The organism is Nocardia sp. NPDC049149 (assembly GCF_043197455.1).
Lineage (GTDB): Bacteria > Actinomycetota > Actinomycetes > Mycobacteriales > Mycobacteriaceae > Nocardia.
Genome location: NZ_JBICTD010000016.1, coordinates 159,950 through 183,028 on the forward strand (window position 1 = coordinate 159,950; position 23,079 = coordinate 183,028).

The following is a 23,079-nucleotide window of genomic DNA, read 5'->3' on the forward strand; positions in this document are numbered from 1 at the left end:
CGGTGTGAGGTCAGGCGAGGTGGTGGGTGCAATCGCTGGCCGCACCCTTTTTGTGTATCCGCACCCGTTCTGCGGGCCTAGAACCAGTGCGGATGCATGGAAGGGGTGCGGATTCCGAGAAGGGGTGCGGCTAGCGCCAGCGCGGACCGCGGTGTGAGGTCAGGCGAGGTGGTGGGTGCAATCGCTGGCCGCACCCTTTTTGTGTATCCGCACCCGTTCTGCGGGCCTAGAACCAGTGCGGATGCACAGAAGGGGTGCGGATTCCGGGAACAAGTGCGGATGGCGCCGGCGCGGGCTGCGGTGGATGCGATCAGGCGGGGGTTGTGGTGGGGGCGAGCGTTAGCGCCAGGGCGCGGGCCTCGGTGGGGGAGAGGGCGGTCCCGGCGGTGTGGGCCGTGGTGAAGGCGGGTTCGCCGAGAGCGGCGCGGACCGTGTCGGTGGGGCGATCGATGTCTGGACGTTCGGCGGGGAGCAGGGGCATGCCGTTGGCTTCGCGGACCGCTTGTGCGCTACCGAGAAGTTGTGCGGCGGTGTCGAATTCGCCTAGGCCGACGACTGCCGCGGCGAGGCCGGCCAGGGCGAAGGCGGTGTCGCGGGGGGCTTCGATGCGCAGCGCTCCATCGAGGGCGGCGAGGTGCATGGCCAAGGCGGCGGCCGGTTCGTCGCGTTGCTCGTGCAGGTAGCCGAGTTCGACCTGGATCATCGGGAGGAAGAGCGGGGTCTCCTCGCCGTCGGCCGGGGCCAACGCGAGCAGGTCGAGCAGGATGCGTTCGGCGGCATCCGGTTTGCCGTTGCGGCGGGCGGCGAACGCCAGCACGATGGTGGCGAAGAGGCGGCCGGGCTGGTAGCCGTGTTCGGCGGCGACCTGCACGGCTTGTTCGCCGAGGGCCTCGGCGCGGTCGTATTCGGTGTGCTGCATGGCAATCCAGCCGAGCCAGCACAGGTGGGTGCAGACCTGGCCCCACAGTTCCAGCTCCTGTGCCAAACCGAGTGCCTCGGCGTGGATATCGGTGGCGCCGGACAGATCGCCGGTCAATTCGGCGAGCCCACCGAGCCATTCGGCTGCCTGCAGCCTGCCCCAGCGATCGTCGAGCTCGGCGAACAGTCGGGCCGCGGTGCGCGCGTGTGCTTCCAGCGCGGCCAGATCCACCCGACTGTGCGCGGCCTGCGCCAGTGCGACGTTGCCCAGCGCGACACCCCAGCGGTCGCCCAGCTGTTCGCAGGCCGGAAGTGCCTGGTGCAGCAGCGCCGTCAATTCGGCGATGTCACCGGATTCGAGCGCGGAGAACGCGAGGAACACCTGGGCGCGGGCGCGGCCTGCCGGATCGTCGACGGTCTCGTACGCCGCGAGGACCTCGGCGCGTCTGGCCGCGCCGTCGGCGAATTCGCCTTGCCGGAAGGCGAATCCGGTTCGCCAGGCCAGGGCGGGCACCCGGTGTTCCGCCGAACCGTCGAGTGCCAGCGCGGCATCGAACCAGCGCCGCGCTTCGGTCAACCGTCCGCGCAGCAGCCAATACCAGGCGAGCGCACGCACGAGCCGAAGTGCCGCATCGCCGTCTCCGGCGCGGACGAACCCATCCAGTGCCGCACGCAGATTCGCGTCCTCGGCATCGAGTCTGCGCAGCCAGCGCTGCTGATCCGCGCCATGCAGCTCCGGCGCGGCGCGCTCCGCCAGCGCCAAGTAGTACCAGTGGTGTGCCCGATGCACCCCGTCGAACTCCCCGGACTCGGCGAGCCGGTCAAGACAGAACGCCACCACCGACTCCAGTAGTCGATACCGCCGCCCCACCGCCTGTACCAGCGACCGATCCACCAGCCGCGCAACGACATCGGCGATCGTCGAGGGATCGAGATCGCCTCGGCGCACACCGCTGTCGCCGACCGTGAGAGCTCCTTCAGCAGTCCTGACTCCGCCCGGCAGTCCGCCAGGCTGATCGCGCCCACTTACGGCGGACGTCGTCCTTGGGACGGAGCGGTCCCAGGCATCGCCGGACTGGACACCGAGCCCGGCTGTGGCACACACGGTTTCGGCGGCCTCCAGGGTGCAGCCGCCCGCGTGCACCGCGAGGCGGCGCAGCACGGCCTGCTCGGTGTCGTCGAGCAGACCCCAGCTCCAGTCGATCATCGCGGTGAGAGTTTGCTGGCGCGGAGGCGCGCCACGATGGCCGGTGGCGAGCAGACGGAAGCGGTCGTCCAGCCTGGCGACCATGTCGTGCACGCCGAGGGCACGGACCCGGGTGGCGGCCAGTTCGAGGGCGAGCGGGATGCCGTCCAGCCGGCGGCACAGCGTGGCGACCGCGTCGGCGGTGTCGGCATCGAGGACGAAATCGCGCGCGCTTGCGCGGGCACGGGCGACGAAAAGCTGGACGGCGCTGGAGTGTTCGAGATCGGCGAGGTCGGCGTCGGGCTCGGGGATCGCGAGCGGTTCCACCGCGACGATGTCTTCGCCTGGCAGCCGGAGCTGTTCGCGGCTGGTGGCGAGGATGTGCAGGTTCGGTGCGGCGCCGAGGAGTAATTCGGCCAGCTCGGCCGCGTGGTCGATGACGTGTTCGCAGTTGTCGAGCACCAGCAGGAGTTCCTGGTCGGCGAGCACCTCGCACAGCAGGTCGGCCGGGTCGGCGCTATCGGTGGCGCGGATACCGAGCACCTGGGACACCGCGTCCACTAGAAACGTCGCCGCGTCGGCGGTGGTCGGTTGCAGGGGCGCGAGCTCGACAAGCCAAGTGCCGTGCGCAAACCGGTCTGCCACCGCGGTCGCCGCGGCAAGGGCGAGCCGGGTCTTGCCGACGCCGCCCGGTCCGGTCAACGTCACCAGCCGAGCCGCCTCGACCGCACGATCTATCTCGGCGAGATCGGCGTCGCGACCGATCAATGCGGTGCGCTGCGCGGGAATGTTGGTGCTGCGCCGCCGGATCACGGTCTCCCGCCGTGGCGCGGCGAGCTCCAGCTCCTGGGCCAGGATCGATCGATGCAGCGCGACCAGCTCGGGACTCGGATCGAGGCCGAGCTCGTCGGCCAACTGCCTGCGCAGTTCTTCGTAGCTGTCGAGCGCTTCGGCCTGCCTGCCCGCGCCGTACAGGGACCGCAAGTGCGCGGCGCGAAGTCGTTCACGCAGTGGATGTTCCGCGACGAACCCGCCGAGATCGCCGGCCACCTCCCGGTACTCGCCGAGCGAAAGACGCGCCTCGGCAAGTTCTTCCACGGCGACGAGGCGTTGCTCCTCGAGCTGCGCGATGGCGGGTTGCGCGAAGGTGGCGTCCCGGAAGTCGGCGAACGCGGGACCGCGCCACAGGGCCAGCGCCTCGGTGAGCGCCCGCACTCGGTCGGTGGTTTCGGTTGCCGCGCGGGCGGTCGCGACCAGGGCGCGGAACCGCACCGCGTCCACCTCGGTGGTCGCCAGCCGATAACCGGGCGGCGGTGAGACGACCAGTTCACGGGCGCCGGGTTCGGCGTCCTCCAGTGCTCGCCGCAGCTGCGACGCCTTCGCCGCGAGGGTGCCCGCCGGATTGCCCGGCGGATCCTCGGCCCAGATGTCGTCGATGAGCCGATCACCCGACACCGGCTGACCGGCGCCGACCAGCAGATCCGCCAGCAGCGCGCGCACTTTGGTCCCCGGGATCGGCACCACGGTGCCGGTATCCGTCCAGACCGTCAACGGACCGAGCACACCGAAACGCATAGGGGCAGCTTAACCAGGGTGCGCAGCGGCGGAATCGGACCGTAAAGAAACCGGAAGGTGCCCCGGTCAGAGTTGGTGACAACGCAGAAACACACTCACCGAAAAGAGCTCGACATGAAACTCACCACCGTCTTCGCCGCCGCCGTTCTCGCCGCGACCGCTGTGCTGGCGGGCTGCGGAACCGCCGACGAGAACACCAAGGCCGCACCGCCCAAGCCCGGTGCCTACGCCGACGTCAACGGCCTGCACATGTACTACGAAGTGCACGGCACCCCGACCGACCAGCCGCCGCTGGTGCTCCTGCACGGCGCACTGTCCGGCATCGACACCGACTTCGGTCAGCTCATCCCGGAACTGGCCAAGTCGCGCCAGATCATCGCCGTCGAGCAGCAGGCGCACGGCCGCACCGCCGACATCGACCGCCCGCTACGCACGCCACAAATGGCCGAAGACACCGTCGCACTGTTGCACAGCATCGGCGTGCAGCGTGCCGACATCCTCGGCTACAGCATGGGTGCCGGTGTGGCACTGCAGATTACGCTGAAGCATCCCGAGCTGGTGCGCAAGCAGATCCTCGCCGCGGGCGGTCTCGACGCGAACGCCATGCACCCCGGCCTGCTCGACGGGCTCGCCGACCTGCAACCGGAGATGCTGCACGGTTCCCCGTTCCACACCGATTACCTGAAGAACGCGCCACGACCCGACGACTTCCCCCGGCTGGTGGCACGGGTCAAAGAGCACGACCAGAACGCGATCCCGGTCGTCACACCGGAGGCGGCCCGCCAGGTCAAGGCGCCGACGTTGACCGTGATCGGTGATTCCGACATCGTCCGGCCCGAGCACGCCGTCGAGATGTTCCGCTTGTTCGGCGGCGGCATCATGGGCGATACGCCTGCGGGCCTGCCCAATTCGCAGCTGGCGATCCTGCCGGGCACCTCGCACATCACGCTGGTGCATCGCCCGGAGCTGCTGTTGCCGATGATCCCCGCCTTCCTCGACGCGCCGGTCAAGGACGCGCGATGAGCGCAGCCACTGGCCGCGATTCGAGGCGCAGTGGTGGCCGGTTGCGGGTGGTGCTGATCCTCGGCAGCACCCGCACCGGGCGGTTCGGCCCCACCGTCGCCGACTGGTTCGCCGGTCGGCTCGGTCGCCGCGACCTCGACCTCGACCGCGTCGACCTGGCGACCGCAGGCCTACCCGACCAACTGACCGGCCTCGACGAACCACTTCCCGCCGCCGTCCGCGCGCTCAGCGAACGCCTCTGCGTCGCAGACGCTTTCGTCGTAGTGACCCCCGAATACAACCGCAGCTTCCCCGCCGCGCTGAAGAACGCCATCGACTGGTTCGACACCGAATGGGCCGCCAAACCGGTCACCGTCGTCGGCTACGGCACCGACTCCGACGGCAGCCACGCCGCCGCCCACCTCCGCCAGATCTTCGGCGAACTCAACGCCGTCCCCATCCGCCGCACCATCACCATCGCCAAGGCTTGGCAACGCTTCGCCGCCGATGGCACCTGGCCCCGTCGCGACCCCGACCTAGAAGAATCCGTCACCACCACCCTCGACCAGCTCCTCTGGTGGGCCGAAGCTTTGCGTGCCGCCCGCAGCAAAACTCCGTTTGTGGCGTAGTCATGGCTAGCGAATGCGGGGTGAACCGTGGCGGCGGACCCGGTCCCCCTCATCGATCGGGTGGCCGGGTCCGCCGGGTTCGGGGTACCCGATGAGGATTGGTGCGGAAACCTCGGACCGGGGCTAGCAGGCCTGGTGGGGTGCGGTCATGCGGTGGGCCAGCAGGAAGCGCATGAGGTTGCGTTGGACGTCGATGCCGAAATCTTGTTGGAGGATGGCGGCGCCGAAGGCGTGTTCGGCCACGAGCGGTGTAGTGAATTGGGCCAGTTCGCAGCCGCGGGGGCTGGCGTAGTGCTCGAGGGTGAGGGGGATCGGGATGCCTTGGCCTGGCATGAGCAACTCCACACCGGTCGGCAGCCGCGGTGCGGAACCCGGGTCGGCGAGGTTGTCGGCCTCCAGCCACTGGGTCAGGTTTGTCCGGCCGATGACGATGTTGCTGACCTGGTCGAAGAGGGTCTGCAGGAAGAAGGTCGGCATCGGGCGGGCGCGTGGGCCCATCGCGTCGATGACGACCTGGCCGCCGAGTTGCGTGCGGTAGGGGGCGCCAGCCATGGGGGCGATCGCGGCGTACAGGTCCGGGTAGGTGGCGCCGAGGTTCGTGGTGGTCGCGCCGCCTGCGGAATAGCCGCCGAGGTAGACGCGGGACCGGTCGAGGCCGAGGCCGTCGATCAGGGTGGTGGTGATGCCCGCGATGAGGGACGGCTCACCGCGGTCGCGTTCCTGGTTTCCGGGCTTGTCCCAGTTCCAGCAGTACAACGCGTTCGCACCCTGGTCCTGGATGGGATAGGCGAGCACGAAACCCATTTCGTCCGCGACCCGGGTGAGCGAGAACCCGGTGGGGTTGGGTTGTGCTATCGGATCGTTGCAGCCGTGCAGGTACACCATCAGCGGCTTGCCCGCGGTGTCTCCAGGGGGAATGTGCAGGTAGTAGCAGCGGGTGCCCGCGCTGTTGGTGTAGCAGCGTTTTTCGACCTGCGCATGCGCGCCGGGCGCCGCGATGAGCAGCGCGGCCACGAACACGAGGACACCACCGAGGACAGCGGAGAAACGGAACGCGGTGCAACGCACCCCGAAAGCGTATCCGCGCACGGCCTTTCCGGACACCCCTCGGTTCGCCTGGCGGACCCGGCCCCTCATCGTGCCGGGTCCGCCGCGAGGCGGTCGCTACCCGCGGGCGATCGCCTCGAAGACCTTGGGGTCCACCAGGGTCGAGGTGTCGCCGAGTTCGCGGCCCTCGGCGACATCACGGAGCAGGCGACGCATGATCTTGCCGCTGCGGGTTTTCGGGAGCTCGGGCACCACGTGGATTTCGCGTGGCCGGGCGATCGGGCTGATCTCGCGGGCCACTTCGGCTTTCAGCTCGCCGACCAGCGCGTCACCGGTGTTCGCGGTGCCCGCGGTGAGGATGACGAACGCGACGATGGCCTGCCCGGTGGTGGCGTCGCTGGCCCCGACGACGGCGGCCTCGGCGACTCCCGCGTGTCCGACGAGCGCGGATTCGACTTCAGCGGTGGAGATTCGGTGGCCCGACACGTTCATCACGTCGTCGACCCGGCCGAGCACCCAGAGGTCGCCGTCGGCGTCGAGTTTGGCGCCGTCACCGGCGAAATACCAACCGGCGGCGGCGAACCGAGCCCAGTAGGTCTCGCGGAAGCGCGCCATGTCGCCCCAGATGCCGCGCAGCATCGACGGCCACGGCTGGTCGAGCACCAGCAAACCCGAGGCGCCGCGGTCGAGTTCGACGCCGTCGTCATCGACGATCTTCGCCGAGACGCCGGGCAGCGGCGTCATCGCGGCACCGGGCTTGGCCGCGGTGACGCCGGGCAGTGGCGAGATCATGATCGCGCCGGTCTCGGTCTGCCACCAGGTGTCCACGATCGGAGTGCGGTTGCCGCCGATGACCTCTCGGTACCAGCGCCATGCTTCCGGGTTGATCGGCTCACCCACCGAGCCGAGCAGGCGCAGCGAGGACAGGTCATGGGCTTCGGGAATCTCCCTGCCCCACTTCATGAAAGTGCGGACGAGTGTCGGGGCGGTGTAATAGATAGTGACGCCGTATTTTTCGATGATCTGGAAATGGCGATGTTCGTCGGGGGAATTGGGGGTGCCTTCGTAGACGACCTGGGTGGCGCGGTTGGCCAGTGGTCCGTAGACGATGTAGCTGTGTCCGGTGACCCAGCCGATGTCGGCGGTGCACCAGTAGACGTCTTGTCCGGCTTTGTGGTCGAAGACGTTGTGGTGGGTGTAGGCGGCTTGGGTGAGGTAGCCGCCGGAGGTGTGCAGGATGCCCTTGGGCTTTCCGGTGGTGCCGGAGGTGTAGAGGATGAACAGCGGGTGCTCGGCGTCGAACGCCTGCGCCTCGTGCTCTGGCGAGGCATCGGTGACGGTGTCGTGCCACCACAGGTCACGTCCTTCGGTCCACGGCACCTCGATTCCGGTGCGGCGCACCACGAGTACGTGCTCAACCGTGTCGTGCACCCCGCCGAGCGCCTCGTCCACGGCTGCTTTGAGCGGTGCTGCGGTGCCCCTTCGCCACTGGCCGTCGGTGGTGATCACCAGCCTGGCTTCGGCGTCGTCGACGCGCTGGCGCAGGGCGGTGGGGGAGAAGCCGGCGAACACCACGGAGTGGGTGAGTCCGAGCCGGGCGCAGGCCAGCATCGCGACGATGGCCTCGGGCACCATCGGCATGTAGATGGCGACCCGATCACCGACCCGCATGCCCAGCTCGGTGAGATAGTTTGCCGCCCTGGATACTTCGTCCCGAAGTTCCCCGTAGGTGATATCGCGTGAGTCGCCGGGTTCGCCTTCCCAGTGGATGGCGACTTGGTCGCCGTGCCCGTCGAGCACGTGCCGGTCGACGCAGTTGTAGGCGACGTTGAGCTTGCCGTCGACGAACCATTTCGCCACCGGCGCATCGCTCCAGTCCAGCACCTGGCGCCACGGCTGATGCCAGTGCAACCGACCGGCCTGCTCGGCCCAGAACTCCAATCGATCGGCCGCCGCCCGGTCGTACAGCGTCGCATCGGCATTCGCCGTTGCGGCGAACCCGTCCGGCGGCGGGAAGTCCGCCGCGGTCGTGGTGTCGCGGGGATCGGTGGTTGCGCTGGTCAACGCGATATCTCCTTACGAGAGAACAAGGGGGGGCAATGATTACCGGGCATCGCTCATGGGACGGCAGGCCGACGGCGCCGGCCCGGGTGAACTCAGTGCACCACCGCCTTCTCGGCGCCGACACCGGTGAGCGAACGGACCTCCATCTCGGCGGCGACGGCCGGGTTCTCGTCCTTCGGGCCGAGGAACGTGCCGATGATGCCGAGCGCGAAAGCCAAGGGGATGGAGACGATTCCGGGGTTGGACAGCGGGAACCAGTCGAAGTCCAAGCTGGGCAGCATCGCGGTCTTGTTGCCGGACACCGCGGGCGAGAAGACGATCAGCACAATGGTCGAGATCAGCCCGCCGTACATGCTGAACAGCGCGCCGGTGGTGTTGAACCGCTTCCAGAACAGCGAGTACAGGATCGTCGGCAGGTTCGCTGCCGCCGCCACCGCGAACGCCAGCGCGACCAGGAACGCGATGTTCTGCCCGTTGGCGAGGATGCCGAGGCCGATCGCGATCACGCCGATCACCACAGCGGTGATCCGGGAGACCCGCACCTGCTTGTGGTCATCGACCTTGCCGCGCTTGATGACTCCGGCGTAGATGTCGTGTGCGAACGAGGTCGCCGCGGTGATGGTGAGCCCGGCGACCACCGCGAGGATGGTGGCGAACGCGACCGCGGAGATGATGCCGAGCAGGACGACGCCGCCGAGCTCGAACGCGAGCAGCGGTGCCGCGGAGTTCTGTCCGCCCGCGGCGGCCAGGATCCGATCCGGTCCGACGATGGCGGCGGCGCCGTAGCCGAGCACCAGGGTGAACAGGTAGAACGCGCCGATCAGCCCAATCGCCCATACGACTGATCGGCGCGCCTCCTTCGCGGTCGGCACGGTGTAGAAGCGCATCAGCACGTGCGGCAGACCCGCGGTGCCGAGCACCAGCGCCAGACCGAGAGACAGGAAGTTGAGCTTCGAGGTGGCGCTGCCGCCGTACTGCGCGCCGGGCGCGAGCACGTCGCGCGCGGCGACCGCCTTGTTCTTCGACCCGGTCACGTGTTCCTGCGCTGAGCCGAGAATGTCGGACAGGTTGAAGCCGAACTTGGCGAACACCATCACCGTCATCAGCGCGGCGCCCGTGATCAGCAGCACCGCCTTGATGATCTGCACCCACGTGGTGCCCTTCATGCCGCCGACCAGCACGTACACGATCATCAGCACGCCGACGACCGCGATGACCACGGCCTGGCCCGACTTGCTGGAGATGTCGAGCAGCAGCGCGACAAGACCACCGGCACCGGCCATCTGGGCCAGCAGGTAGAACAGCGACACCGCGAGCGTGGTCAACGCCGCCGCGGTGCGCACCGGCCCCTGCTTGAGCCGGAAGCTCAACACATCGGCCATGGTGAATTTGCCGGTGTTCCTGAGCATTTCGGCGACCAGCAGCAGCGCGACCAGCCAGGCGACCAGGAACCCGATGGAGTAGAGGAACCCGTCGTAGCCGTACACCGCGATCGCCCCGGCGATGCCGAGAAAGCTTGCGGCGGAAAGGTAGTCGCCCGCGATGGCGATGCCGTTCTGCGGGCCGGAGAAGCCGCGACCGCCGGTGAAGAAGTCGGCGGCGGTGGCGTTGTTGCGGCTGGCGCGGATGACAACGACCATGGTGATCGCGACGAACACCGCGAAGATGCCGATATTGGCTGCCGGTTCGCCGACAGTGGCGGCAGCGGCGTAGGTGCTGACGTGATTCACGCCTGGCCTCCCTCGAGCTTGGTGCGGATGGCCGCCGCGCGCGGATCCAGTTCCCGGTTGGCGAACCGGACGTAGAGCGCGGTGATGGCGAAGGTGGAGACGAACTGGCCGAGGCCGAGCAGCAAGCCGACGTTGATGTTGCCGAAGACCTTGTTCGCCATGAAGTCGTGCGCGTACGCGCCGAGCAGCACATAGCTGAGGTACCACAGCAGGAACAGCGCGGTCATCGGAAAGACGAAGCGGCGCAGCCGCTTTCGTAACTCCTGGAAATCGGGGCTGGCTTGCACTTCGGCGAATTCTGCTGCACTCGGGGTACGCCGGGGGGCGGAGCCGTCGAGTTCGGTACTGGTCATGGTGGTCCTAGCGTGGGAACAAGGCTTACGTGTCCAGCACCGTAGTCAGCCGCGTATGAGGAAATGGTGATGTGGCCTGGGTCACTCCGGGAAGCCCGCCGATTGTGCGGTGAACGGTCGATTCGGCGCGACGAACGGTTGCCGGAATCGGCGTCACTGCGAGCGCAGGCTGCCCTCGCGATCGGCGCCCATGCCGAGGCGTTCCGGCGCATGCATCCGGACGAAGATGCGCCCGACCCGGCGCGCACTCGGGCCGGTGGTCAGCTTGCTGACCACCACCATCGCGGCGAACGCGAGCGGAACGCTGATCGCTGCCGGGTAGCCGAGCAGCGCGGCGGGCCAACCGCCCGCGACCGTGTCGGAGATGCCGCCGGTCACCGAAACCACCGTCGCCCCACCGGAAACCAGTCCGCCCGCGATCAGCCCGGCCGCTGCGCCCGTCGCGGTGAGGCCTCGCCACCAGATGCCGAGCACCAGCAGCGGGCACAGGGTGGAGGCCGCCACCGAGAACGCGAGCCCGACCGTGCGGGACAGGTCGAGCGACGCGACGGTGAGCGAAAGGGCAAGCGGCACTGTCCCTGCGGCCACCGCTGCCACTCGGAAGTCGCGAATTCGCCCGCGCAGCATGTCGGTGCTCAGCACGCCGGCGATGCTCACCAGCAGGCCCGACGACGTGGACAGGAATGCGGCGATCGCTCCTGCCGCGACCAGTGCCGCGAGCAGTTGGCCAGGCAACCCGGCGACCACCGAGCCCGGCAGCAAAACCACTGCGGCGTCGGAGGTTCCGGTGATCAGCAACTGCGGGACGTACAGCCGCGCGAACACCCCGAGCAACACCGGGAACAGATAGAACAGCCCGACGAGCCCGATCACCGCGAGCGCCGTCGCTCTGGCGGCCCTGCCGTCCGGGTTCGTGTAGAAGCGCACCAGCACGTGCGGCAAGCCCATGGTGCCGAGGAAGGTCGCGATGATCAGCGAATACACCTGGTAGGTCGGATGGGTGCCGCCGAAGCCGCCGCCGGGTTCGAGCCAGGCTGCGCCGTCGGCGGGCGCACCGGCCACCACCGGCACCGTGGCCCCGGCATCCAGCATCAGCTCGGTGCCCGCCGACAGCTCGTGTGGGCCAGGCGTCAGCAGCACGTGCCCATCGACCTGTCGGTCGTCGAGCTTTCCGGTGATCGAAACCTCCTGCGCCGCACCGACTTGCACCACCACGTCGGTGCGGATGTCGACCACGGTCCGCTCGGTGACCACCGGGGGAGCGGGGGCGCCGAGCGCCCGGTCCTCGGCGAGGAAGTACCCGAGCAGCACCAGCGCGGGAATCGCGACCGCGGTCAATTTCAACCAGTACTGGAAGGCCTGCACCAGCGTGATGGACCGCATGCCGCCGCCCGCCACGTTGGCGATCACGATCGCACCCACCGCGACCGCGCCGACCCAGTCGGGCAGGCCGAGCAGCGTGTGCAGCGTCAAGCCGGCACCCTGGAACTGCGGGATCAGGTACACCGCGCACACCAGCACCACCACGGTCGCGGCGAGTCTGCGCAAACGCAGTGAGCCCAACCGGAATTCGGCGAAGTCGGGCACCGTGTACGCGCCGGACCGGCGCAGCGGTGCTGCGACGAACAGCAGCAGCGACAGATAGCCCGCGGTGAATCCCACCGGATACCAGAGCGCGTCCGCGCCGTACTTCGCGATCAGTCCGGCGACGCCGAGAAAGGAGGCGGCGGAAAGGTATTCACCGGAAATGGCGGCGGCGTTCCAGCCGGATCTGACGCTGCGCGAAGCGACGAGGAAATCGGAGGTGGTGCGCGCCAGGCGAACTCCGTACGCGCCGATCGCGACCGTGGCGAACGCGGCGAACAGCAGCGCGAGCACCGTCAGCGCAGGCACCGATCCGGTCATCGGGTCAGTCCTCGGCCAGGTCGAGGAAGTCCTGCTCGTTGCGTTCGGCCAGCCGGACATACACCCGGCCGACCAGATACAGCAGCGGATACACCGCGATGCCGAGCAGCAACCACGGCAGCCGGATGCCGAGCACGACCACCGATCCCACCGACCCGATGCCGAAAAGTACAGGCAGCGAACACAAGACGACGATGGTGACGAAGCCGAAGCGCAGCGCGAGCCCGAGCTGGGCGCGGATCAGGCCGCCGATCAACGCCGCACCGATCTCGGTCTGCTCGACCACTTCCATCCGCGTGCGCACCCGTCGCGCGCCCCGCCGCTCCGACAGTACGACGCGCTGCCGGACCGGACGCTGCGGACCTGTCATTGTCCACCCCACTGCTGCCGAGGCCCGTGCACCAAGCGTTGTTTCAGCTCGCGCACCTGCCTGCGGCTGACCGGCAACTCCACTGCCGCCGCGGCGCCGTCGGCGCGCAGGCACACCACCGTCCCGGTGCCGACCGTGCGCAGCCCGGTCACCAGTCGCAACGCGACCAGATAGGACCGGTGCACCCGCAGAAAACCCGCATCCTCCCACCGGGACTCCAACGCGGACAACGGAATCCGCACCAGATGCGAGCCGCCGCTGGTGTGCAGCCGCGCGTAGTCGCCGTCCGCCTCCACCCAGCTCACGCTCGACCGCGGCACCAGCGTGGTCACCCCGCCGAGCTCCACCGGGATCACCTCGCTCGGATCGGCTTTCGGCCCGTCGACGGCGGGTGCTGCGGTGGCCCGGGTGGCGACGATCCGGCGCACCGCCTCGGCCAGCCGCGCTTCCCGTAGCGGCTTGAGCAGATAGTCCACCGCCCCGAGATCGAACGCCGCCACCGCCCGATCGTCGTGGGCCGTCACGAAGACCACCGCGGGCGGATTCGCGAACTCCGACAGGATGCCTGCCAGCTCCATCCCGTCCAGGCCCGGCATGTTGATGTCGAGGAACACCGCGTCGACCGGATGGGCGCGCAACACCCGCAGCGCGGAGGTCGCGTCGGACGCGGCGTGGATCTCGCCGACACCCGGCTGCGCGCGCAACAGATACACCAGCTCGTCCAGAGCAGGCTTCTCGTCGTCGACGGCCAGCACACGCACGCTACCGGCCGACATCTCGGTGGTCCGCGTCACAACCGCTCCATCGTATGCGGCGTGGCGCGACGAGTGGCACACCACGGAGCGGAGCTCTCGACGAATGCCTCAGCCATGTGCCACTCGTGCGCGTCATGCCTGGATGCCCGCGCGGAATTTGGGGATACGGAGGTTGATTTTGGTGCCTGCGCCTGGCGCGGTTTCCACGACGAGGCCGTAGTCGTTGCCGAAGGCGGCGCGCAAGCGGTCGTCGACGTTGGCGAGGCCGACATGCGCGGACGTGCCGGAACCGGCTGGGCCGCTGCCGGTTTCGATGGCGTCGAGCGCGCCGGAGCGGAGCAGTTCCGGGTCCATGCCGACGCCGTCGTCCTCGACGCTGATCAGGCAGTCGGTGCCCGCGTCGGTGGCGGTGATGCTGACGGTGCCGCCGCGGGCCGCACCGGCCAAGCCGTGCCGGACCGCGTTCTCCACCAGTGGTTGCAGCGCGAGGAACGGCAGCACCACGCCGAGCACCTCCGGCGCGATCTGCAGCCGCACCTGGAGCGCGTCACCGAAGCGGGCGCGTTCGAGCGCCAGATAGCGTTCGATGTTGCGCAGTTCGTCGGCGAGCACGGTGAATTCGCCTGCGGCGCGGAACGAATACCTGGTGAAGTCGGCGAATTCGAGGATGAGCTCCCTGGCCCGGTCCGGGTCGGTGCGCACGAACGAGGCGATGGTGTTCAGCGCGTTGTAGATGAAATGCGGGCTGATCTGGGCGCGCAGCGCGCGCACCTCGGCACGGTCGAGCCGGGCCCGCGAGGCGTCAAGCTCGGCCAATTCGAGTTGGCCGCAGGCGTATCGGGCGACCTCGGCCACCGCGCCGAGCCAGCCGGGCCCCGGTTGTCCACCGGTCACCACCCCCAGAACGCCTGCCACGCCGGTGCTTTCGATCAGCAGCGGCTGGGCGATCAGCGTCCTACCCGCGTGCGCGCCGTTGCCTGGCCCGGCGACAAGCACCGGCCGTTCGCCCGCGACGGCCCGTGCGGCTGCGGCGGTGAAATGTTCGGCGAGCTCGGCGTGCGGACCGGACCAGGCGAGCAGGGTGCCGTCCGGGTCGGCGATGCCGAGCGCCTCGGCCCCGGTGAGGGTGCGCAGATGCGGTGCGGCCTCCTGCGCCGAGTCCGCGGTGAGCCCGCGCCGCAGCGGCAGCGCCGCCAGCGACGCGGTGTGCAGCGCCGAATGCACGGCCCGCTCGGCGGGTGTGGTCACCACCCGGCGGGTCCGCGGCCAGATCACCAGCGCACCGGCGATCAACGCGGCCGAGACGACGAGCGCGACAACGGTCGTCGTCATCGCGGGCCCGGAATCCGGGATGCAGGCCGTGCATTCATGCGCTGATTATCGCGTCCGGGTCGGGGACAACGACTCCGGCGCGCGGTTGCCGCTGGTCGGGAGACAGTCGTCGCCGGTTCCGGTGCCGACGGCCGCGATTCGTCCGGCCCCACCCGGGTCGGCTAGCGGAATTCAGACGCACGTACGGTGAGTCGTGAGACGCGCCGGTGATCTTTACCACCGACACGCCGAACACCTGCGCAGGCGCCGCGCGCCTGTCCGAACCAGTCGGTGGGGACCCCTAGAATCGGTCCAGCCAACCCCCGTCGAGACCTTGGGAGGAAGGACCGTCTTGGCCGCCTCGTCCGGATCGTTCGTTCACCTGCACAACCACACCGAGTACTCCATGCTCGACGGTGCGGCCAAAATTTCTCCGCTCTTCGCAGAGGCGAAACGGCTGGGCATGAACGCCGTCGGCATGACGGACCACGGCAATATGTACGGCGCCTCCGAGTTCTACAACTCGGCGAAGAAGGCCGACATCAAGCCGATCATCGGCATCGAGGCCTACATCGCGCCTGCGTCCCGGTTCGACACCAAGCGCGTGCAGTGGGGCGATCCGAGCCAGAAGGGCGACGACGTCTCCGGTTCCGGCGCCTACACCCACATGACCATGGTCGCGGAGACCGCGACCGGCCTGCGCAACCTGTTCAAGTTGTCCTCGCTCGCTTCGCTGGAAGGTCAGCTCGGCAAGTGGGCGCGCATGGACGAGGAGATCATCGCCCAGTACGCCGAGGGCATCATCGCCACCACCGGCTGCCCGTCGGGCGAGGTGCAGACGCGGTTGCGCCTCGGCCACGATCGCGAGGCGCTGGAGGCGGCGGCCAAGTGGCAGGAGATCTTCGGGAAGGACAACTTCTTCCTGGAGATCATGGACCACGGCCTGTCCATCGAACGCCGGGTCCGCGAAGGACTGCTGGAGATCGGCAAGAAGCTCGGCATCCCGCCGATCGCGACCAACGACTGCCACTATGTCACCAAGGACCAGTCGACCAATCACGAAGCGCTGCTGTGCATTCAGACCGGCAAGACGCTCAGCGACCCGACCAGGTTCAAGTTCGACGGTGACGGTTACTACCTGAAGTCCGCCGAGGAGATGCGCGCGCTCTGGGACGCCGAGGTCCCCGGCGCCTGCGACAACACCGTGCTGATCGGCGAGCGGGTGCAGTCCTATGACGACGTGTGGGCCTTCAAGGACCGCATGCCGATCTTCCCCGTCCCCGAGGGCGAGGATCAGGACTCGTTCCTGCGCAAGGAGGTCGATCGTGGGCTGGCCCGCCGCTTCCCGGACGGCGTGCCCGACGAGTACTACTCGCGCGCCTACTTCGAGCTCGACGTCATCAAGCAGAAGGGCTTCCCCGCCTACTTCCTCGTCGTCGGCGACCTCGTCTCGCACGCGAAAGAGGTCGGCATCCGGGTCGGCCCTGGCCGTGGTTCGGCGGCCGGTTCGCTGGTCGCCTACGCGCTCGGCATCACCAATATCGACCCGCTCCCGCACGGCCTGCTCTTCGAGCGGTTCCTGAACCCGGAGCGCCCGTCCGCGCCCGATATCGATATCGACTTCGACGATCGCCGCCGCGGTGAAATGGTCCGCTACGCCACCGACAAGTGGGGCAGCGACCGGGTCGCCCAGGTGATCACGTTCGGCACCATCAAAACGAAGGCGGCGATCAAGGACTCGGCGCGCGTGCTGTTCGGTCAGCCCGGATTCGCGATCGCCGACCAGATCTCCAAGGCGCTGCCGCCGCCGATCATGGCGAAGGACATCTCGGTCGCCGGCATCACCGACCCCGACCACGAGCGCTACAAGGAAGCCGCCGAGGTCCGCGAACTCATCGGCAGCAACCCGGATGTCGCGAAGATCTACGAGACCGCGCGCGGCCTGGAAGGCCTGATCCGCAACGCGGGCGTGCACGCCTGCGCGGTCATCATGTCCTCCGAACCGCTCACCGACGCCATCCCGGTGTGGAAGCGGGCCCAGGACGGCGCGATCATCACCGGCTGGGACTATCCGTCCTGCGAGGCCATCGGCCTGCTGAAGATGGACTTCCTCGGCCTGCGCAACCTCACCGTCATCGGTGACGCGCTGGACAACATCAGTGCCAACCGCGGCCTCGACCTCGACATGGACAACCTGCCGCTCGACGATCCGGCGACTTACGAATTGCTGTCGCGCGGTGACACTCTCGGCGTGTTCCAGCTCGACGGTGGTCCCATGCGCGACCTGCTGCGCCGCATGCAGCCGACTGGCTTCAACGACATCGTCGCCGTGCTCGCGCTGTACCGCCCCGGTCCGATGGGCATGAACGCGCACAACGACTATGCCGACCGCAAGAACGGGCGGCAGGAGATCAAACCGATCCACCCCGAGCTCGAAGAGCCGCTGAAGGACATTCTCGCCGAGACTTACGGTCTGATCGTCTACCAAGAGCAGATCATGTTCATCGCGCAGAAGGTCGCCAGCTACACCATGGGTAAGGCCGACGCGCTGCGTAAGGCCATGGGTAAGAAGAAACTCGAGGTGCTGGAAGCCGAGTACAAGGGCTTCCACGAGGGCATGACGAACAACGGGTTCTCCGAGGCCGCCGTGAAGGCCCTGTGGGACACCATCCTTCCGTTCGCCGGGTACGCGTTCAACAAATCGCACGCCGCGGGCTACGGGCTCGTCTCGTTCTGGACCGCCTATCTCAAGGCCAACTATCCGGCCGAATACATGGCAGGCCTGCTCACTTCCGTCGGCGACGACAAGGACAAGGCCGCGGTCTATCTGTCGGACTGCCGCCGCCTCGGCATCACCGTGCTGCCGCCGGATGTCAACGAATCCGAGCTGAACTTCGCCTCGGTCGGCAAGGACATCCGGTTCGGGCTCGGCGCGGTGCGCAACGTCGGCGCCAACGTGGTGTCCTCGATCATCGCCGCGCGCAAGGAGAAGTCGAAGTTCACCGATTTCTCCGACTATCTGAACAAGATCGACGCGATCGCCTGCACCAAGAAGGTCACCGAATCTCTCATCAAGGCAGGCGGATTCGACTCGCTGGGGCATCCGCGCAAGGGGCTGCTGCTGATCCATTCGGACGCCATCGACGCGGTGATGTCCACCAAGAAGGCCGAGGCGATCGGGCAGTTCGACCTGTTCGGCGGCGTCGACGCGGACGAGTCGGTGTCCTCGATCTTCAACGTGAAGGTGCCCGACGACGAGTGGGAGTCCAAGCACAAGCTGGCGCTGGAACGCGAGATGCTCGGCCTGTACGTGTCCGGGCATCCGCTCAACGGCGTCGAGCATGTCCTTGCGGCGCAGGCGGATACGCAGATCCCCGCGATCCTCGAAGGGGACGTCAAGGACGGCGCCCAGGTGACCCTGGGCGGCATCCTCGCCTCGGTGAACCGGCGGATCAACAAGAACGGCCTGGCCTGGGCGTCGGCCCAGCTAGAAGACCTCTCCGGTGGTATCGAGGTGCTGTTCTTCCCGCAGGCCTACTCGGTGTACGGGATGGATGTGGTCGAGGACGCGGTGGTGCTGGTGAAGGCGCGCGTCTCGGTGCGCGACGACCGGATCTCGTTGATCGCCAACGACCTTGCCGTGCCCGACCTGTCCTCCATCGGCGTCGCCAAGCCGCTCGCGGTCACGATGACCACCCGGATGTGCACCCCCGACAAGATCAGCGAGTTCAAGAAGGTCCTGTCCAGGCACCCGGGCACCTCCGACGTCCACATCCGGCATGTCGGCGCCCGTGAGAAGACCACGTTGCTGAAACTCGATGACAGCCTGCGGGTTTCGCCGTCGTCGGCATTGATGGGTGATTTGAAGGCGCTGCTCGGGCCGGGGTGTTTGACGGCCTGAGGGTAAGGAGATGGGCTCGCGCCGCACTTCCGGGTGGGAAGTGCGGCGCGAGTTGTGGTTTCAGTGGGTGAGTTCGGGGACGCGGGGGTCGGGTTCGGGGGTGGGGATTTGTGCGGGCTTGCGGGTGACGAGTTGTTCCCAGGTGACGGTGCCGAGGGCGGCGATGCCGACGGCCGCGCCGATCCAGGCGACCGACGCGTAGCCGAGACCAGCGCCGATGGCGAGGCCGCCGAGCCACGGGCCGAGGGTGATGCCGATGTTGAACGAGGAGACGTTGAAGGCGGGGGCGAGGGTCGGACCGTTGGGGGCGAGGTTGAAGACTCGGCTGTTCAGGGTCGGGTTGGTGCCGAAACCGAAGGCGCCCAGCAGGAAGGTCAGGACGACGACCGGTGCGGTGTGCTCCGCGGTGAGGGCGAGCAGCACCGAGGTGCCGACCACGCCCGCGATGCCGACGTAGAGGGTGCGGATCGGGTGGGCGTCGGCGGTGCGGCCGCCGAGGACGATGCCGACGAAACCGCCGACGCCGAACACGGCGAGCACGACCGGGATCCAGCCGTCGGTCAGGCCGGTGGTCTGCGACAGCAGCGCACCCAGGTAGGCGAAGCTGACCAGCAGCGAGGCGATGGAGAGCGCGGTGGTGCTGTAGGACAGCCAGAGTCGCGGGTTGACCATGCTGCGTAGTTCTTTGCGGAGGTCGGGGGCGGTCGCCGCGCGATCGGCCGGGATCTTGGCGAGCACGCCGATCATGGCGAGCGCGGACATGATCGCCACCGTCCAGAACGCCGCGCGCCAGCCGAGGTGCTGGCTGATCACGGTGCCCGCGGGCAGGCCGACGACGGTTGCGATGGTGAGTCCGCCCGCGACGATGCTCATCGCCTTGCCGCGCGCGTTCTCCGGCACCAGGCCGATCGCGGTGGTCGCCGCGACCGACCAGAATCCGGCGTAGACGAACGCGCCGATCACTCTGGTCCCGAACAGGACCCAGTAGTCCGCGGTCAGTGCGGCGACGATGTGCGCGGCCACGAAGATCGCGAGGAAACCGAGCAGCGCGGTGCGCTTCGGCAACCGCAGCGTCGCCACCGCGAGTACCGGCGCGCCGATCACCATGCCCAGCGCGAACGCCGAAATGAGCAGTCCCGCTTGTGGAATGGAGACGCCCAAGTCGGCGGAGAGCTCGGTGAGCAGGCCGGAGAGCATCATCTCCGAGGTGCCCTGGGCGAAAATGGACAACCCGAGGATGTAGACGGCGAACGGCATGGGTACCTCTCTTGTTTTAGATCATTTAGTTCAAAACTTGGGCATGGCGAAAGGCGCTGTAGTTGTGCATATCTGGATCAGAGAGCGGCCAGTGCGGTCGAGGCAATGGCTTCCAGCGTGGCTCGCTCCGCGCCGCCCCTGGCCGCCACGCGCATCCCTGAAATGGTGGCGATCATGAAGTGCGCCAACGCCTGCGCATCCTTCGCCTTGTCGATTTCCCCTGCCCGCCTACCGCTTTCGAACACCGTCGTCAGCGCGGCCAAGCGCAGCTCGTGGTCGTCGCGCAGCACCGCGGCCACGTCCGCGTCGCGCGGTGCGAGCTCGACGATCGAGTTCACCACGAGACACCCCATCGGATCCCCGTCCGGCGCCTCGATCACCTGCTGCAACAACGTCCGCATCTTGGACTTCGCCGGCTGATCGCCCTCGAGTACGGCAAACGTGGCGGCGTTCTTGGTCGTCATGTACCGCCGCAACGCCTGCTGAAACAGATCGTGCTTGCTCGAAAAGGTGTTGTAGATACTGCTCCGTCCCAACCCGGTCGCCTCGCACAAATCCTGTGTCGAGGTCCCGTCGTAGCCTGCCGTCCAGAACGCCCGAACGGCGGCATCGACTGCCCGCTCCTCATCGAACTGTCTCGGTCTCGGCATGTGTCCGACGCTAGCACGGTTTTGAACTGAACGATACAAATAGATGTGATGCGCAGAGGTGCATCGCCAACCGATGATTGTTATCGCATCGATATCGATGTAGCATCTGATGCATGACAAGACGGACCACGTTGACACTGACCGAGCGGGAGGAACGGACGCTCTCGACGCTCAGCAATCGGACAGGAGCCGAGTGGGTGCTGTTCGAATCCATCGCCGCCCACCTCGGCTACGAACTCAGCCCGGAGTCTTCCGAGGCGACCGTGATTCGTGTGCTGATGGCAATCGGCGCGCAGGTGTTGATCGATGAGGCGCTGGAGGAGGGGTACCGGCAGCTGGCCGAGGTCTGGCCGGAGGTGCACGACGAGGCCGAAGCGCAGGAGTTCCGTCGTCGGCGCGCAGCCAGGCGCGCGAACGGTGGTGACACCGAATGACGAACTCGGCCCCGGTCCGAGGGCAGATCTATCGCGTCGACGTCGGTTACGGTCCGAAGCCGTGGTTGATCGTCTCCAACAATCGGCGCAACCGGCTGTTGTCCGATGTGCTGGTCGTGCGGATCACGACAACCGACAAGCACGCTCTCTTGCCGACTTGGGTTCCGCTGACCTCAGCCGATCCGCTGGTCGGTCAGATCGTCGCCGACGACCTCGAGCAGGTAGATCGTGATGAACTCGGCGCACTTCTCGGGACGATCAGCCCGGGCACGGTCATGGCCTTGAACTCCGCTTTGAAGCTCGCGCTTGCTATTCCGTGAAGTTGGGCTGCTGCTGGTGGGCAAGCCGAGTTGGCGAACGTTTGTCCGAAGGGGCTGTGGTCAGGGAAGTCGGGCCGACTACTGGTGGGCGAGCTGAGTTGGTGAATGTTTGCCGGAAGGGTCCGCGGGTGGGCTTGGCACCGTGAGTGTTCGTCGGCAGGTCCGGTGGGTCGGCTGGTGCGCAAAGGTGGTCTGGGGCGGGGCTTGGTGCAGTGATGTTCGTCGGAATGTCCGTGGTCCGGCTTGGTGCGCGAGGTGGGGGCCGAGGCGGGGTTGGGTGCAGTGGTGTTCGTCGGCCTGTTCGTGGTCCGGCTTGGTGCGCGAGGTGGGGGGCGAGGCGGGGTTGGGTGCAGTGGTGTTCGTCGGCCTGTTCGTGGTCTGGCTTGGCGCGCAGAGGTCTGCTGCGGGGCTGGGCAGCACAAGGCAAGCCGACGAGCATCACCGTCCGGTTTGGGAGCAGAGGTTCCGGCTGGGGCCGTGGCTGTGCAGGTTCAGGCTGTGCAGGTGCCGCATTGCTGCGCCGAGCGAATGAGCTAGGGGGCGACGGCTACGCCGAGGGTCTGGGCACCGAAGGCACGCGGGACGTCTTCGGAATAGAAGGCGTCGAGGTCGCGGAGTTCGAAGCCGGCAGTGGCGAGCAGGGCGGGGATGTCGCGGTTCAGGTTGCAGCCGCCGCAGAAGGTTTTCTGGAGTGGGTTGAGGCGGTTTTGCCAGACTTGGACGCCGTGGTCGGGGGCGAGGCCGTGTTCGATGAAGTGCAGAGTGCCGCCGGGGTTGAGTACTCGGCGGAGTTCAGAGAGGGCGATTGCTACGTCCGGGATGGTGCACATGGTCCAGGTGGACAGTGCGGAGTCGAAGCTGTTGTCCGGGAAAGGGAGTGACTGGCCGTCCAGGCCTGCACGCTCGATCGGGACCTTCGACGCAGCGACGCGGTGGCTGGCTAACTTCCATCCGAGGTCGGCGGGCTCGACCGCGCTGACCTTTTCGACCTGCTCCGGGTAGAAGGGTGCGTTGAGGCCCGAACCGAAGCCGATCTCCACAACGCGTCCGTGCAGCCCCGTACACACGCGCTCGCGGAAAGGTTCGTTGAACCGCATCCCGCATGCCTTCTCCACGATCCGCGGCACAACCCGATCTGTATAGATACCCACACGCCCACTCTCCCAGCCCTCAACCACCCGCGCCACAACACTGGTGACAACTAGCAACCGTTGGTCTCGTGCAACGTGCCATATGAACCGTCTCGGGTTTCTTGCCGCTTCTATGCTGGCGAGCTCTCCGGTTGGGGAGTCGGTTGTTGAGAGTAGTAGGCGGCTTCGTATTCCTCGGGTGTGGTGTGGTCGAGGAGGCTGTGCAGGCGTTGGTTGTTGTACCAGTCGATCCATTCCATGGTCGTGTATTCCACGTCGTCAAGTGTGCGTAGCGCTCCGGTGAGGAACGGGCTGTGCGGGCCGAGGGCTTCGGTTTTGAACAGTCCGATGGTGGACTCGGCCAATGCGTTGTCGTATGCGTCGCCGATACTTCCGATTGATGCCGCAATCCCTTCCAGGGCAAGGGTTTCGGTGAACGCCATTGATGTGTATTGGCTGGATTCAATCGGTGGAAGCAACACCGGTTTGTTGTAGCGATTGTAGGTACTCGTTGAAGGCTTCGGCGGGTGTCTTCCATCCGA

18 protein-coding genes are annotated in these 23,079 nt (G+C 67.5%); 5 read left to right on the forward strand and 13 right to left on the reverse strand.

The annotated features are described in order from the left end of the window. Nucleotides 1-310: 310 nt before the first annotated feature. A complete protein-coding gene (locus tag ACGFNJ_RS41435) occupies nt 311-3,679 on the reverse strand; it encodes a BTAD domain-containing putative transcriptional regulator (RefSeq protein WP_393461632.1) in 3,369 nt (1,122 codons plus the stop codon). Nucleotides 3,680-3,793: 114 nt separating this feature from the next. Here ACGFNJ_RS41435 and ACGFNJ_RS41440 point away from each other — a divergent pair, with 114 nt between their 5' ends. Together ACGFNJ_RS41440 and ACGFNJ_RS41445 are read left to right on the forward strand one after the other, a co-directional pair. Then, a complete protein-coding gene (locus ACGFNJ_RS41440) occupies nt 3,794-4,702 on the forward strand; it encodes an alpha/beta fold hydrolase (RefSeq protein WP_393461634.1) in 909 nt (302 codons plus the stop codon). Further along, nucleotides 4,699-5,310, forward strand: a complete 612-nt coding sequence (locus tag ACGFNJ_RS41445; protein ID WP_393461636.1) for an NADPH-dependent FMN reductase — start codon at nt 4,699-4,701, stop codon at nt 5,308-5,310. The genes ACGFNJ_RS41440 and ACGFNJ_RS41445 overlap by 4 nt, the downstream gene beginning before the upstream one ends. A gap of 123 nt (nt 5,311-5,433) precedes the next feature. Here ACGFNJ_RS41445 and ACGFNJ_RS41450 read toward each other — a convergent pair whose 3' ends face one another. The 8 genes from ACGFNJ_RS41450 to ACGFNJ_RS41485 all read right to left on the reverse strand — a co-directional run bounded on the left by ACGFNJ_RS41450 (nt 5,434) and on the right by ACGFNJ_RS41485 (nt 14,866). Continuing rightward, nucleotides 5,434-6,378, reverse strand: coding sequence for an alpha/beta hydrolase family esterase (locus ACGFNJ_RS41450; protein ID WP_393461638.1), 945 nt, complete (start codon nt 6,376-6,378; stop codon nt 5,434-5,436). 96 nt (nt 6,379-6,474) lie between these two features. Next, the gene (gene acs, locus ACGFNJ_RS41455; RefSeq protein WP_393461640.1) at nt 6,475-8,421 is read right to left on the reverse strand and encodes an acetate--CoA ligase; all 1,947 of its coding nucleotides are present in this window, start codon (nt 8,419-8,421) and stop codon (nt 6,475-6,477) included. A 92-nt stretch (nt 8,422-8,513) separates the two neighbouring features. Beyond that, nucleotides 8,514-10,151 (reverse strand): cation acetate symporter, encoded by a 1,638-nt coding sequence (locus ACGFNJ_RS41460; RefSeq protein WP_393461642.1) that lies wholly within the window; start codon nt 10,149-10,151, stop codon nt 8,514-8,516. Then, nucleotides 10,148-10,504, reverse strand: a complete 357-nt coding sequence (locus ACGFNJ_RS41465) for a DUF485 domain-containing protein (RefSeq protein ID WP_393461643.1) — start codon at nt 10,502-10,504, stop codon at nt 10,148-10,150. Before ACGFNJ_RS41465 ends, ACGFNJ_RS41460 begins: the two co-directional genes overlap by 4 nt. A gap of 153 nt (nt 10,505-10,657) precedes the next feature. Next, the gene (locus tag ACGFNJ_RS41470) at nt 10,658-12,409 is read right to left on the reverse strand and encodes a cation acetate symporter (RefSeq protein ID WP_393461645.1); all 1,752 of its coding nucleotides are present in this window, start codon (nt 12,407-12,409) and stop codon (nt 10,658-10,660) included. 4 nt (nt 12,410-12,413) lie between these two features. Further along, nucleotides 12,414-12,779 (reverse strand): hypothetical protein, encoded by a 366-nt coding sequence (locus ACGFNJ_RS41475; RefSeq protein WP_393461647.1) that lies wholly within the window; start codon nt 12,777-12,779, stop codon nt 12,414-12,416. Continuing rightward, nucleotides 12,776-13,555: a LytR/AlgR family response regulator transcription factor gene (locus ACGFNJ_RS41480; RefSeq protein ID WP_393461689.1), complete on the reverse strand. Its 780-nt coding sequence runs from the start codon at nt 13,553-13,555 to the stop codon at nt 12,776-12,778. The genes ACGFNJ_RS41475 and ACGFNJ_RS41480 overlap by 4 nt, the downstream gene beginning before the upstream one ends. 111 nt (nt 13,556-13,666) lie before the next feature. Continuing rightward, nucleotides 13,667-14,866, reverse strand: a complete 1,200-nt coding sequence (locus ACGFNJ_RS41485; RefSeq protein WP_393461649.1) for a sensor histidine kinase — start codon at nt 14,864-14,866, stop codon at nt 13,667-13,669. A gap of 331 nt (nt 14,867-15,197) precedes the next feature. On the opposite strand from ACGFNJ_RS41485, the gene dnaE reads away from it, so the two are divergent. Further along, nucleotides 15,198-18,746, forward strand: coding sequence for a DNA polymerase III subunit alpha (gene dnaE / locus ACGFNJ_RS41490; protein WP_393461651.1), 3,549 nt, complete (start codon nt 15,198-15,200; stop codon nt 18,744-18,746). 60 nt (nt 18,747-18,806) lie between these two features. On the opposite strand, the gene ACGFNJ_RS41495 is transcribed toward dnaE, so the two are convergent. After that, complete coding sequence (locus tag ACGFNJ_RS41495; protein WP_393461652.1) at nt 18,807-20,003, reverse strand: Cmx/CmrA family chloramphenicol efflux MFS transporter; 1,197 nt, start codon at nt 20,001-20,003, stop codon at nt 18,807-18,809. Between the two features lie 77 nt (nt 20,004-20,080). After that, nucleotides 20,081-20,653 carry a TetR/AcrR family transcriptional regulator gene (locus ACGFNJ_RS41500; protein ID WP_393461654.1) on the reverse strand — a complete coding sequence of 191 codons (573 nt, stop codon included), beginning with the start codon at nt 20,651-20,653 and terminating at the stop codon, nt 20,081-20,083. Nucleotides 20,654-20,766: 113 nt separating this feature from the next. On the opposite strand from ACGFNJ_RS41500, the gene ACGFNJ_RS41505 reads away from it, so the two are divergent. Both ACGFNJ_RS41505 and ACGFNJ_RS41510 read left to right on the forward strand, forming a co-directional pair. After that, complete coding sequence (locus tag ACGFNJ_RS41505; RefSeq protein WP_393461655.1) at nt 20,767-21,087, forward strand: hypothetical protein; 321 nt, start codon at nt 20,767-20,769, stop codon at nt 21,085-21,087. Then, complete coding sequence (locus ACGFNJ_RS41510; protein WP_393461657.1) at nt 21,084-21,407, forward strand: type II toxin-antitoxin system PemK/MazF family toxin; 324 nt, start codon at nt 21,084-21,086, stop codon at nt 21,405-21,407. Before ACGFNJ_RS41505 ends, ACGFNJ_RS41510 begins: the two co-directional genes overlap by 4 nt. 533 nt (nt 21,408-21,940) lie before the next feature. On the opposite strand, the gene ACGFNJ_RS41515 is transcribed toward ACGFNJ_RS41510, so the two are convergent. Together ACGFNJ_RS41515 and ACGFNJ_RS41520 are read right to left on the reverse strand one after the other, a co-directional pair. Beyond that, entirely contained in the window at nt 21,941-22,558 is a 618-nt protein-coding gene (locus tag ACGFNJ_RS41515; protein WP_393461659.1) for a class I SAM-dependent methyltransferase, read from the reverse strand. A 110-nt stretch (nt 22,559-22,668) separates the two neighbouring features. Continuing rightward, nucleotides 22,669-23,079, reverse strand: a 411-nt coding sequence (locus ACGFNJ_RS41520) for an integrase core domain-containing protein (protein ID WP_393461661.1), incomplete at its 5' end; no start/stop codon positions are given.

Coding starts and splice junctions, on each gene's coding strand:
- ACGFNJ_RS41465 (WP_393461643.1), bottom strand. CDS start 10,504: ATGACCAGTACCGAACTCGACGGCTCCGCCCCCCGGCGTACCCCGAGT.
- ACGFNJ_RS41475 (WP_393461647.1), bottom strand. CDS start 12,779: ATGACAGGTCCGCAGCGTCCGGTCCGGCAGCGCGTCGTACTGTCGGAG.
- ACGFNJ_RS41435 (WP_393461632.1), bottom strand. CDS start 3,679: ATGCGTTTCGGTGTGCTCGGTCCGTTGACGGTCTGGACGGATACCGGC.
- ACGFNJ_RS41445 (WP_393461636.1), top strand. CDS start 4,699: ATGAGCGCAGCCACTGGCCGCGATTCGAGGCGCAGTGGTGGCCGGTTG.
- ACGFNJ_RS41510 (WP_393461657.1), top strand. CDS start 21,084: ATGACGAACTCGGCCCCGGTCCGAGGGCAGATCTATCGCGTCGACGTC.
- ACGFNJ_RS41500 (WP_393461654.1), bottom strand. CDS start 20,653: ATGCCGAGACCGAGACAGTTCGATGAGGAGCGGGCAGTCGATGCCGCC.
- ACGFNJ_RS41440 (WP_393461634.1), top strand. CDS start 3,794: ATGAAACTCACCACCGTCTTCGCCGCCGCCGTTCTCGCCGCGACCGCT.
- ACGFNJ_RS41485 (WP_393461649.1), bottom strand. CDS start 14,866: ATGACGACGACCGTTGTCGCGCTCGTCGTCTCGGCCGCGTTGATCGCC.
- ACGFNJ_RS41505 (WP_393461655.1), top strand. CDS start 20,767: ATGACAAGACGGACCACGTTGACACTGACCGAGCGGGAGGAACGGACG.
- ACGFNJ_RS41470 (WP_393461645.1), bottom strand. CDS start 12,409: ATGACCGGATCGGTGCCTGCGCTGACGGTGCTCGCGCTGCTGTTCGCC.
- ACGFNJ_RS41495 (WP_393461652.1), bottom strand. CDS start 20,003: ATGCCGTTCGCCGTCTACATCCTCGGGTTGTCCATTTTCGCCCAGGGC.
- ACGFNJ_RS41480 (WP_393461689.1), bottom strand. CDS start 13,555: ATGTCGGCCGGTAGCGTGCGTGTGCTGGCCGTCGACGACGAGAAGCCT.